This is a genomic window from Chromohalobacter canadensis, assembly GCF_034479555.1.
In the GTDB taxonomy this organism is placed as follows: domain Bacteria; phylum Pseudomonadota; class Gammaproteobacteria; order Pseudomonadales; family Halomonadaceae; genus Chromohalobacter; species Chromohalobacter canadensis.
This window is the reverse complement of the sequence record NZ_CP140151.1, coordinates 781,792-793,209: the sequence shown is the minus strand read 5'-3', so window position 1 is coordinate 793,209 and position 11,418 is coordinate 781,792. Positions and strand designations below refer to the sequence as shown.

The window sequence follows — 11,418 nt, the reverse complement described above, 5'->3', positions numbered from 1 at the left end:
GCGGCGTCTTCAGCGGGCCGGATCGACGGTGCCGCCCAGCGATGCGTTGCGGCGGAACCAGCCGGCGATGCTGGTGCGTGGAGCCTGGGTCGGCAGCACCTCGTGGGGGAGGCGGTCGGCGAGAAAACACACGAAGGTCCCGAGCTCGGGGCGTATGCGCGCAATTTCACGGTCGGGGTCATCGGGGTCGAACAACGCCATCTCGCCGCCGTGCGAGGCCGTCCACGCGGGATTGAGGTACAGCACGGTCGAGACGATACGGTTGCTGCGGCCGCGAAAGCTGTCGAGATGCTTCTTGTAAAAGGCGCCGGGCGGGTACAAGGCAAAGTGCGCCTCGAACTCGAAAAGCCCCAGGTAGAGCGCGCGATTGATGGCCTGCTGCAAGAATGTCATTACTGCCAGGTATTGGCGCTGGGCTCGGCTTTCGCGATCCAGCCAATGAATGGCATCGCCACGAACATCGCGTTTGATACGGTGCGCCTGGCCGCGGCCGATGCCGGCTTCGTCGAGCTGTGATTGTGTCTTCAGCGTCTGCAATTCTGCCTGCAAGCTGTGGCATAGCGCGGTATCGATGAAGCGTTCGCCGACGAACCAGCCCTGCGTGACCAGCGCATCCAGCAGCCGGGGTAACGCGGCCTTGTCGAGGTAGTCGGCGGGGTCATGTCGCGACATGCGAATAGGCTCCGGTGCAGTTTTCAAGACCGTGGCGGGGGTGGTGCGGGCAGATGACGCAACGGGCTACCGAGGGGCGCACGGTCGAGACTGATGGGGCGCGCGAAACCCACCGCCAGTAGTTCGACCAGCATCATCGCCGACAGCCCCCATATTACATGATCGGCGTAGGCATAGCTGGGCACATAATACGTGTGCTCACCGTGACGGATGACATCCGTGTGGCTGCGGCGATCCTCGAGGAACCACGTCAGCGGCACCTCGAAGATGGTATCCAGCTCATTATGGTCCGGCCTAAGGGGAAGGTCGGGAGGGATCAGGCCGACGAACGGCGTCACGCAGATGCCGTGGCGCGAGATGACATCGCTCAACCGGCCGAGACACGTGACATGAGAAGGCGGTAGGGCGATTTCCTCATGGGCTTCTCTCAAGGCCGTGGCCCACAGGTCGGCATCTTCGAGCTCAGCCTTACCGCCGGGAAACGCGACTTGTCCACCGTGTTGCGCGAGGTGGCCGGCACGGCGCGTCAGCACGAGCGTAGGCTCGCGGCGCTCGACGATCGCGAGCAGCACTGCGGCTCTCGGCAGATCGGCGTTCAAATAGCGCGGGTGATGCGCTTGCAGGCGTTCACGCAGTGTCTCTAACATGTTGCTTTTCACCTAATGGGGCGCCGTACCGCTCGCCCGAGGACGACCATGAATTTCTGTAGCCATTGTGGCCAAACCGTGCGTTTTGCGATTCCCGAGGGCGACGACCGCGGACGCTTTCTCTGCGATGCCTGCGGCACCATCCATTATCAGAATCCTCGAATCGTGGCCGGTACCTTACCGGTAGCGGGCGAACGCATCTTGCTGTGCCGCCGAGCGATCGCGCCTCGCAAGGGCTACTGGACGCTGCCAGCCGGCTTCATGGAGAACGGCGAGACCACGTCCGAGGCCGCTATGCGCGAGACACGCGAGGAAGCCTGCGCCGACGTCGACCTCGAGAACCTTTATACGCTCATCAACCTGCCGCATATCGACCAGGTCTACATGATCTTCCGTGGCGCGCTGCGCGGCGACTATGCGTCCGGTCCCGAGAGTCTCGAGGTGGCACTGTTCGAGGAGGCCGAGATTCCCTGGCACGAGTTGGCCTTCCCTACCATCGAACGCACCTTGCGCCACTATTTCGACGATCGCCGGGGCGGTGACTATCCGCTTCACGTGAGCGACATCACCGCCGAAGACCGCGAACGTTACCTGGGTAGCGCCTAAACGTCTGCCAGATGCCACGCCTCATATGCCGGTTCCTCGTACGGGTGGGCCAGTTTGAGTGCCGCTACGGCGGCTTCCAAGTAGTCGTCCTCGCAGACCAGTTCGACCTTCAACTCTTCGACATGGCTGAGCGCACCGACCTGGCCGATATGCGGGTCGGCGCCGTCGAGCGGGCGAAATTGGCCCTGTCCGGGCGTCTGGAAACAGCAGGCTTCGTAGTCACCGATGCGCCCGGCGCCGGTAGCGAAAACCGCTTCCTTGACGCTTTCGGCGTCGTCCACGGGAACGAAAAACGCGAGTTTGTACATGCAGGGCTCCTTGACGTCGCTATCAACGGGGCGCGTCACGCGGCGATGGCTCGCCGCGTGGACTGCGCGGGTGCCTTGATGATGGCATAATGCCGGGCAGCTGTCGGTCCAGGACGGAACCAACGATGTTGAAGTGGATATGCATAACGCTAGTGGTACTGATTGGTCTACTGCAGTATCACCTGTGGTTCGGTGAAGGGGGAGTGCGTGAACTCAACCATATTAGCCACCGTGCCGATGTGCTTGAAGAAAAAAATGACCGGCTGCAGGCGCGCAATGACCGTCTGGCGGCGGAAGTGATCGATCTCAAGAAAGGGCTCGATGCCATTGAAGAACGGGCACGCAGCGATCTGGGCATGGTACGCCGTGACGAACAGTTTTTCTGGGTGCCCGGCGTGACCGCCGAGCGTTCCATCATCGAGCAAAGTGCCACTACGGTACGGGGCGACCCCGAAAAGGCCGCGGCGATGCCTGAGGAGGTCGCACCGTGAGTCAACTGTGGTTGATCGTACCGGCGGCGGGGCAAGGCCGCCGCATGGGGGCCGCCTTGCCCAAGCAGTATCTGGACATTGCAGGCCGGCCGGTACTGGCGCATACCTTGGCGAGGCTACATGCCGCCTTTCCGGACGCGGCGCTGCGCCTGTGCCTCGATGCCGACGATGCCCACTTCTCGCCTGAGTGGGTGCCCTTCGCCGACTGGGAGCGCGTGCCCGGCGGCCGGGAACGTGCCGACTCGGTGACGAACGCTTTGGCCGCGCTCGAGGGTGTCGCGGCGGACGATGATCTGGTGTTGGTGCATGATGTCGCGCGGCCTTGCGTGGCGCTCGATGACTTACGTCGCCTGCGCGCCGTGCTTGAAACCTCGCCCGGCGGTGGGCTGCTGGCGGCGCCCGTGGCGGACACCATGAAGCGCGCCGATGCCGACGGCCATGTCGTGCATACCGTGTCGCGTGAGGGGTTATGGCATGCCATGACCCCGCAAGGCGCGACCTATCGCGTGCTGTGCCGAGCATTCGCGCATGCCCGCGACACGCGCGTGGCGCTCACCGACGAGGCATCGGCACTCGAGGCGCTGGGTCTGGCGCCGCGCTTGGTGCCCGGCCGCCGGGACAATCTCAAGATTACGCATCCTGAGGATCTTTCCCTCGCGACACGGCTTCTCAGCGAGGCCGCGTGGGATGCTCCGCTTTCCGACGAGATATGCTCATGACGTTACGTATTGGTCACGGTTTTGATGTGCACCGCTTCGGCGATGGCGATCATCTGATGATCGGCGGTGTGCGCATCGCACATACGCACGGTTTTATCGCCCATTCGGACGGCGACGTTCTGCTGCATGCGTTGTGCGATGCGCTGCTCGGTGCCTGCGGCCTGGGCGATATCGGTCATCATTATCCCGATACCGACGCGACCTGGGCCGGTGCTGACAGTCGCGAATTGTTGCGCCGGGTATATGATCAAGTCGCCGCCATGGGCTATCGAATCGCCAACCTGGATACGACCGTGATCGCCCAGGCACCGCGCCTGGCCGATCACATCGCGCTGATGCGCACGCGTATCGCCGAGACGCTCGGTGTGGCGGAAGACGCAGTCAACGTCAAGGCGACCACCAGCGAGCGGCTCGGTTTCACCGGGCGCAAGGAAGGCATCGCCGCCGAGGCAGTGGTGCTACTGACACGCGCGGACGCCACATGATCGATATGTCGCTCTGGCCACCCGATTGGCCACGTGTCCACGGCGAGCCGCTGGCCTCGGGCGATTTTCGCATGACGCCCGAGGACTTCCTTGTTGAGGAAATATTCGATTTCGCGCCGGAAGGGCAGGGTGAACACCTCTGGCTGTGGATCGAGAAGCGCGATCTGACGACACCGGAAGCCGTCAAGCATGTGGCGCGAGTGTGTGGTGTGCGTCCGCGTGACGTGGGCTATAGCGGCCTCAAGGACCGCATCGCGGTTACCCGCCAATGGCTCTCGGTGCATCTGCCCGGACGTGATGCCCCTGACGCGTTTGCCACCCAACTGAGCGACGTGGGGGTCGTGGTGCAAGAGACGCGACGTCACCCACGCAAGCTCAAGCGCGGCGTGCACCGCGCCAACCATTTTACGCTTCGTCTGAGCGGCGAGATCGCCTCGCATCCCGAGTTATCGCGTCGCTGGCAGGCCCTATGCGCGGATGGCGTGCCCAATTACTTCGGCCCGCAACGCTTCGGCCGCGAAGGGCGCAACCTGGTGCTCGCTCAGAAGGCTTTTGCGCGAGGTTGGCGTAAGCGTGACGATCCGCATGGTATGCAGCTTTCTGCGGCACGTAGCTTCCTGTTCAATGAGGTGCTGGCCATGCGCCTGCGCGCGCAGACCTGGCGAACGCCGCGTCCGGGCGATGTGCTGGCGTTGGCAGGTACGGCCAGCCGCTTTGTAGCCGACGAGATCGACTCTGCCTTGCACGAACGCGCTGCGCGTGGCGACGTCGCGCCTACCGGTCCGTTGTGGGGGCGCGGGCGTTTGGAGAGTGGCGCAGAGGTGGCCGAGGAAGAAGCGCGGCTCGCGGCGCGACATGAAGTACTCATGCAGGGGCTGGAAGCGGCCGGCGTACGCATGGATCGACGCACGCTATGCGTGCCGCTTGACGCACCGTCGCTGGAGCATGAGGCCTCAAACCGAGTGACGCTCGGCTTCGGCTTGCCGCGCGGCGCCTTCGCGACCTCGGTATTGCGTGAGTTGATGCATCACCCGTTGCTGTGAAGGGATATCGGCTATCAGAAAAGCGAGAGGATAGGTATGCGCAAGTTACTGTTATCCAATGATGATGGCGTCCATGCACCGGGGCTTCGTGCGCTGCATGACGCGCTCTCGGCACATGGGCGTCTGCGCGTGGTGGCACCGGACCGCGATAAGAGCGGCGCCAGCAACTCGCTGACGCTGACGCGTCCCCTGGCGTTGACGGCCCTCGACAATGGTTTCTATTCAGTCGACGGAACGCCTGCCGATTGCGTGTATCTGGGCGTCAACGGGGTCTGGGACGAGAAGCCCGATCTGGTGATTTCAGGCATCAACCATGGTGGCAATCTGGGCGACGACGTGCTGTATTCGGGCACTGTGGCCGCCGCCATGGAAGGACGCAATCTGGGCATGGCGGCGATTGCCGTATCGCTTTGCGGCGAGCGCTATTTCGAGACGGCCGGTCGCGTCGCGGCGACCCTGGTGGGCGCGGCGGAGTCACTGTCATTGCCCCCAAGGAGTCTGCTCAACGTCAATGTACCGGACGTGCCTTGGGAAGATATTCAGGGCGTACGCGTGACGCGGATGGGGTATCGCGGCCCGGCGGCCCGACCGATGAAAGTGAAAGATCCGCGTGGCCGCGAGCGTTATTGGATTGCCGCCGTCGGCGATAACGCCGATGATGGCACGGACACTGATTTCGCGGCTATCGACGCAGGGTACATATCGATCACGCCTCTACAGACCGATCTCACGCGCCATGCCGCGTTGGACGACGTACGGAACTGGCTGGATGCATTGTCGAATTCCTGACACACACGATACACACCGACTCGGTGGCATCGGCATGACCTCACAGCGTACTCGCAATCGCTTGATACGGCGCTTGCAGGCAGGTGGTATCCAAGATCGCCGGGTGCTCGACGTCATGGCGCGCGAACCGCGTCATGTCTTTCTCGACGAGGCGCTGGCGCACCGATCCTATGAAGATACTGCCTTACCGTTGGGCCATGGCCAGACGCTTTCGCAGCCGTGGATCGTGGCGCGGATGACCGAGCTTGTGCTGGCCGCGCAGCCGCGTCGCGTGTTGGAAGTCGGGACCGGCTCAGGCTATCAGACCCTGATTCTGGCGCGCCTGGTAGAGTCGGTATGGAGCATCGAGCGCATTGGTGCGTTGCATCGCAGCGCCGCCTCTCGCCTGGCCATGCTGGGGGCCGGTAATGTGCGCCTGCGCCATGAAGACGGCGGCCATGGATGGCCGCAGGCTGCCCCCTTCGATGTCATTCTCTTCACCGCCTGTGCCAGTGTGCTGCCTAAAGAACTATTGGACCAACTGGCTGACGGCGGAGAACTGATCGCGCCGCTGGAGGATGAAGTAGGTCATCAATGGCTGACGCGAGTACAGCGGTGCGGCTCCACCTTCGAACGTACACGGCTCGAGCGGGTCAGATTCGTACCGCTACTGGAAGGGGTCATAAAATGAAGCGTTACCTGACGCTTTTTTTCAAAGGCGCCGGGATGGGCGCCGCGGACGCAGTACCCGGAGTTTCCGGCGGCACCATTGCCTTCATCACGGGCATCTACGAGGAGTTGATCCACTCGATCAAGCAATTCGGCCCTCGTGCCTTTGGGGCGTGGCGTCGCGGTGGTCTGGCGGGGCTCGTGAAGCATCTCAATCTGGCATTTTTGCTGCCTTTGCTGCTAGGGATCGTGGCGAGCCTGGTGAGTGTCGCACATCTGGTCACCTGGCTGCTGGATCATCATCAGTTATTGCTCAATGCATTTTTCTTTGGATTGGTGCTAGCCTCGGCCGTCGTGGTGGGTAGACAGGTCGGCCATTGGCAGTGGCGGCATGGCTTTCCCTTGATTCTGGGCGTCTGCGTGGCCCTGTGGCTGCCCAGCCTTTTGCCCGCTCCTACGGGAGGCAGTCAGTGGATATTATTGGTGGGAGGCGCCATTGCCATCAGTGCGATGCTTCTGCCGGGCGTCTCGGGGAGCTTCCTGCTATTGGTGATGGGGCTTTACGGGACGGTCATGGAGGGCATCAAAAGTGCCGACCTGGCCTTGATCGCGACCTTCGGTACCGGCTGTGTCATCGGCTTGATGGTGTTCTCGCGAGTCCTGTCGTGGCTGTTCCATCATTACCGACTGGGAACGCTTTTGACCCTGGTCGGCTTCATTCTCGGCTCGTTACCGCAACTCTGGCCGTGGCGCGAGCTGGTTAGCTACCGCCTCGCAAGTGGCGATAAGATCGTGCCGCTCGACTATCGCTATCTCATGCCTTCGGACTATAGCGTGATAACCGGTGAGCCGGCCCAATTGCTGACGGCGGCCGTCTTGATGATCGCTGGCATGGTGTTGGTCATGGTCATCGGCGAACGCAGTCCATCCCCGTTTAAAGAGGACCGACCCCATGTCTGACGCTCGTCGACTACTGCCCGCGCTGGGACTCGTGGCACTGGGCCTGGCGGGGTGCGTAAGCTCCAGTGGCGCACCCCAGGTGCAGGATCTCTCGGTCAGCCGTAACAGCGAGCCGCCGAGTTCGTACACCGTCAAGTCGGGCGACACCTTGTATGGCATCGCCTGGCAGAACAACCTCGATTTTCGTGACTTGGCGCAACTCAATGATATTACGCCGCCCTATCGCCTCGATCCGGGGCAAACGCTACGCCTGCCCCCCGAGGGCGATGCCCGGGCGGCGTCAAGTCAAGCGTCCGACGGAACCAGTGGTGCGGTCGCAACCCCGTTGGGTGGTGGTGCCGATACGACTGGCGGCGTTCAGGATGATGACTGGCTGGCGCCGGCGGATAGCGCGTCGTCGCAAGGTCGCGACCTGGATATCGCGTCTATCGACGCGCAGGCCGTGGGCGCTGCTTCCGAGGCCAGCGAAAGCGGTGCGCCGGGGCCGGTCTACGACGCGAACGATGCAGCCGAGGAGTCCGCGAGCGATGACGAAGGCGAAAGCGAGGCCTCGGGTGCTTCAGCCGCCAGCGATGAGCCGCAAGAGGCGCAATCCGATGATACGAGCACGGATGATCAGGTGGCGGGCGAAGAGTCGTCCGAGTCCACCAGCGATGCCGGCACGAGCGTCGCCGGTGAAAGCGACACAACGACCGACCGCTCGCAACGCGAATATCAGCCGGTAGAAAATGTGGCTTGGCAGTGGCCCACAGAGGGCGATGTCGTCAACGGTTTCGATGACAATTCCACCGTGACGGCCGGCATTGATATCGCTGGTGAAAAGGGGCAACCTGTCAAAGCAGCGGGTCCGGGCATCGTGGTGTATGCCGGCAGTGGTGTCCGTGGATATGGCAACCTCATCATTCTCAAGCATAACGACCATTTTCTGAGTGCTTACGCGCATAATGATACGTTGCGCGTGGAGGAAAACGATGTCGTCGAAGCAGGCGAAAACATTGCCACCATGGGCGATACCGATGCTGATCGCGTCAAGCTGCATTTCGAGGTGCGCCAGGACGGCCAGCCTCAAGACCCAATGGAGTACCTGCCGTCGCGTTGAGCACGGTAGGACACAGACCCTGAACATGCGCACAACAATAAACGGGTAGTCCGCCATGGCCGGTGGCTCGCACGTCCCCGGCCGTGGTATCAAATCGGCAGTAGTAAAGTGGGGTATCGGATATGAGCATGCTGGAGCGGGATATTCAGGGTGTGGATCTCGACGACGTTGAAAATGAAGTAGAAGTCGACGCCGAAGAGGTCGCTAGCGACAAGGATGCCGACGCGTTCGAGAAAGCGTTGAATCGTGACGAAAAGAGTTACCATCAAAGCCTCGACGCAACACAGATTTACCTCAATGAGATCGGCTTTTCGCCGCTTTTGACTCCCGAAGAAGAAGTGCATTACGGTCGCCTGGCCCAAAAAGGCGATCCTGCTGGTCGCCAGCGTATGATCGAGTCCAATCTGAGGCTGGTGGTCAAGATCGCCAGACGCTATCTCAACCGTGGGTTGTCACTGCTCGATCTAATCGAGGAAGGCAACCTGGGGCTGATTCGTGCCGTGGAAAAGTTCGACCCCGAACGGGGCTTTCGCTTTTCGACCTATGCGACCTGGTGGATTCGTCAGACCATCGAGCGGGCGCTGATGAATCAGACGCGCACGATTCGCCTGCCCATTCATGTGGTCAAGGAACTCAACATTTATTTGCGGGCCGCGCGCGAGCTGACGCAGCGACTCGACCATGAAGCGACAGCCGAGGAAATCGCCGACTTTCTGGATAAGCCGGTCGGCACTGTCAAGAAGATGCTCGGGCTTAACGAGCGCGTATCGTCAGTCGACTATCCGATGGGCGGCGAGAGCGATAAGCCCTTGATCGATACGCTAGCCGATGAAAATGAAGCTGGCCCCGAGTCGTTGCTGGTCGGCAACGACGTCAAGCAGCACGTCGACGACTGGCTGGCGGAGTTGACCGACAAACAGATGGAAGTTGTCGTGCGTCGTTTCGGTCTGCGCGGGCATGAAGCCGCGACTCTCGAAGATGTCGGGGCGGAAATCGGTCTGACGCGTGAACGGGTGCGTCAAATTCAGGTCGAGGCGTTGAAAAAATTGCGCCGGGTACTGGAGAAGCAAGGATTGTCGCTGGACTCGATTTTCGAATGACGCGCACCAGGCATGATGAGCCGCATGGCTTGTCATGTCACGGGGCTGTCACGGCAATGACGCGCTTTCCACGCTATCCTTGGTACTTGCTTATTTGCTTGATACATTGATCTGAGGCAATACATGCGGCATTGTATGTAACCCCGATGCCCCTTGTTGGCGGTGACGCTGCCGGTCGTCGAGCCCGTATTCAGCCCGCCCCCGAGAAAATCTGTGGGAAGCAAGTCAGTCAAAAGCACGTTCGTCAAAAGACCGTGCGTCAAAAGAAAGGAACCCAAGCCGATGTCCTCTCGAGAGCCGTCATCGCCGAAATTTCGGCTGCGTTTATTGCCGGTGTTGGTCGCCGCCGCTGTCACCTCTCAGGCGCACGCTGCCGATTTGTGGACCATTACTCAGGATGCCCTGCAGAACAACTCCACCCTGGGTGCCTCGCGGTCGACTTTTCAGAGCGTCGATGCAGGGCGTGACGTGGCGCGTGGCAGCTTGTTGCCGCAGATCGATGCCACTGCGCAGGTTGCCCACAACAACACCCTGGAGAGCCAAAGCTCGTCGAATGCTGCGGGAGGTAGCGGATCGGGAGGCACTGGGACGGGTTCCGAAAGTAGCTATAACTCGACCAGCGCTAGCCTTGAATTGACCCAGGCGCTGTACGATGCGACTAGCTGGGCCGCGCTTGAAATCGCTAAGCGCGAAACCGGTCAGCAAGCGCTCTTGCTGCAGGCCGACCGCCAGCAGTTGCTCTACGATGTCGCCTCGGCGTATTTCGAGATCCTGCGCGCCAATGACGTGCTCGAGGCGAGTATTTCCCAAGAGAAGGCAATCAAGCGTCAGCTTGACCAGGCGCAGGAGCAATTCGATGTCGGGCTAGTGGCAACCACCGATGTCAACGAGGCGCAGGCGTCTTACGACCTAGCCCGCTCCCAGCGTATTTCCGCCGAAAACGACCTGCAGGTCAGTTTCGAAGCACTGGAACGCCTGACCGGCAAGCGTTACGACAGCATCGACGCCTTGTCGGACGATATTCCCATCGAGTCTCCCGAGCCAACGGGGCGCGATAACTGGATTCAGATGGCGATCGCCAATAATCCCAACGTGCAGGCGGCGCAAGCGGCGGTGGATGTCTCCCAGGCGGAGGTCGAGCAGGCGGAAGCCGGCCATAAGCCGACGCTCTCGGCGTTTGCCAATTATAACTATTCGGATAGCGACCAGGATTATCTGGACGGGCACAATGCGGACACGCAGGTCGGGCTCCAGGCCTCGCTGCCTATCTACAGTGGCGGGACGACCAGTGCCCAAGTGCGTCAGCAGACCTACTCGCTAGAGGCGACGCAGTACGATTACGAGGCCCAGCGTCGCGATACCACGCAGCAGGTACGCTCGCTGTTCACGCAGGTCATGAACGATGTCGAAAGCGTTGAGGCCCAGCGACAGGCGATTGTTTCCAACCGTAGCGCACTGGAAGCCACGCGTTCCGGCTACGAGGTGGGGACCCGCAATATCGTCGATGTGCTCGACGCCGAGCAGTCCTTGTATCAGGCGATTTCCGATTATGCCGATGCGCGCTATACCTACGTGACCGACATGGTGGAGCTGCGCCAGCAGGCCGGGGTACTCGATCAGGACGTGATTCGCGATCTCAACCAGTGGCTGCGGGAGACAAAGACCGTGACGCTACGCCTTCCCGAGGATGGCGGCATGAGCCAGATGGAAGACATCGGCGAGCGCCCCACGATGGAGGAGTCGTCCGCGCCCTGAGGCGAGTTCGACAAGTGCTATTCTCCACGCCGCACCTTTGGGTGCGGCGTTTTGCGTCGTACCGCGCACCACACCGTGTGGGCGAGGTAGAATAGG

The 11,418-nt window shown here is 61.5% G+C and carries 14 protein-coding genes; 11 read left to right on the top strand and 3 right to left on the bottom strand.

All coding sequences use genetic code 11. The annotated features are described in order from the left end of the window. Positions 1-9: 9 nt before the first annotated feature. Positions 10-672 (bottom strand): 2OG-Fe(II) oxygenase, encoded by a 663-nt coding sequence (locus SR908_RS03835; RefSeq protein WP_246920210.1) that lies wholly within the window; start codon positions 670-672, stop codon positions 10-12. Between the two features lie 23 nt (positions 673-695). Then, on the bottom strand, positions 696-1,319 hold the full coding sequence (locus SR908_RS03830) for a CoA pyrophosphatase (RefSeq protein ID WP_246920212.1): 624 nt from the start codon (positions 1,317-1,319) through the stop codon (positions 696-698). A 48-nt stretch (positions 1,320-1,367) separates the two neighbouring features. Between SR908_RS03830 and SR908_RS03825 the strand changes: the two genes are divergently transcribed. Then, positions 1,368-1,925: an NUDIX hydrolase gene (locus tag SR908_RS03825; RefSeq protein WP_097021873.1), complete on the top strand. Its 558-nt coding sequence runs from the start codon at positions 1,368-1,370 to the stop codon at positions 1,923-1,925. On the opposite strand, the gene SR908_RS03820 is transcribed toward SR908_RS03825, so the two are convergent. Continuing rightward, the gene (locus tag SR908_RS03820; RefSeq protein ID WP_097021872.1) at positions 1,922-2,233 is read right to left on the bottom strand and encodes an NGG1p interacting factor NIF3; all 312 of its coding nucleotides are present in this window, start codon (positions 2,231-2,233) and stop codon (positions 1,922-1,924) included. The genes SR908_RS03825 and SR908_RS03820 overlap by 4 nt on opposite strands. Before the next feature lie 125 nt (positions 2,234-2,358). Between SR908_RS03820 and ftsB the strand changes: the two genes are divergently transcribed. From ftsB to SR908_RS03770, 10 genes are all read left to right on the top strand, one after another. Further along, positions 2,359-2,724, top strand: coding sequence for a cell division protein FtsB (gene ftsB / locus SR908_RS03815; RefSeq protein ID WP_097021871.1), 366 nt, complete (start codon positions 2,359-2,361; stop codon positions 2,722-2,724). Then, positions 2,721-3,443, top strand: coding sequence for a 2-C-methyl-D-erythritol 4-phosphate cytidylyltransferase (gene ispD, locus SR908_RS03810; protein WP_097021870.1), 723 nt, complete (start codon positions 2,721-2,723; stop codon positions 3,441-3,443). Before ftsB ends, ispD begins: the two co-directional genes overlap by 4 nt. Then, a complete protein-coding gene (gene ispF, locus SR908_RS03805) occupies positions 3,440-3,928 on the top strand; it encodes a 2-C-methyl-D-erythritol 2,4-cyclodiphosphate synthase (protein ID WP_246920214.1) in 489 nt (162 codons plus the stop codon). Before ispD ends, ispF begins: the two co-directional genes overlap by 4 nt. Beyond that, positions 3,925-4,971, top strand: a complete 1,047-nt coding sequence (gene truD, locus SR908_RS03800) for a tRNA pseudouridine(13) synthase TruD (protein WP_246920217.1) — start codon at positions 3,925-3,927, stop codon at positions 4,969-4,971. Before ispF ends, truD begins: the two co-directional genes overlap by 4 nt. 36 nt (positions 4,972-5,007) lie before the next feature. Beyond that, entirely contained in the window at positions 5,008-5,760 is a 753-nt protein-coding gene (gene surE, locus SR908_RS03795) for a 5'/3'-nucleotidase SurE (protein WP_075368053.1), read from the top strand. Further along, complete coding sequence (locus SR908_RS03790; protein ID WP_075368052.1) at positions 5,741-6,430, top strand: protein-L-isoaspartate(D-aspartate) O-methyltransferase; 690 nt, start codon at positions 5,741-5,743, stop codon at positions 6,428-6,430. The genes surE and SR908_RS03790 overlap by 20 nt, the downstream gene beginning before the upstream one ends. Further along, positions 6,427-7,368 carry a DUF368 domain-containing protein gene (locus tag SR908_RS03785; RefSeq protein WP_040242564.1) on the top strand — a complete coding sequence of 314 codons (942 nt, stop codon included), beginning with the start codon at positions 6,427-6,429 and terminating at the stop codon, positions 7,366-7,368. The genes SR908_RS03790 and SR908_RS03785 overlap by 4 nt, the downstream gene beginning before the upstream one ends. Next, on the top strand, positions 7,361-8,467 hold the full coding sequence (locus tag SR908_RS03780; protein WP_246920219.1) for a peptidoglycan DD-metalloendopeptidase family protein: 1,107 nt from the start codon (positions 7,361-7,363) through the stop codon (positions 8,465-8,467). Before SR908_RS03785 ends, SR908_RS03780 begins: the two co-directional genes overlap by 8 nt. 122 nt (positions 8,468-8,589) lie before the next feature. Beyond that, positions 8,590-9,567, top strand: coding sequence for an RNA polymerase sigma factor RpoS (gene rpoS / locus SR908_RS03775; RefSeq protein ID WP_246920221.1), 978 nt, complete (start codon positions 8,590-8,592; stop codon positions 9,565-9,567). A 282-nt stretch (positions 9,568-9,849) separates the two neighbouring features. Further along, complete coding sequence (locus SR908_RS03770) at positions 9,850-11,322, top strand: TolC family outer membrane protein (RefSeq protein ID WP_246920224.1); 1,473 nt, start codon at positions 9,850-9,852, stop codon at positions 11,320-11,322. The last annotated feature ends 96 nt before the right edge of the window (positions 11,323-11,418 follow it).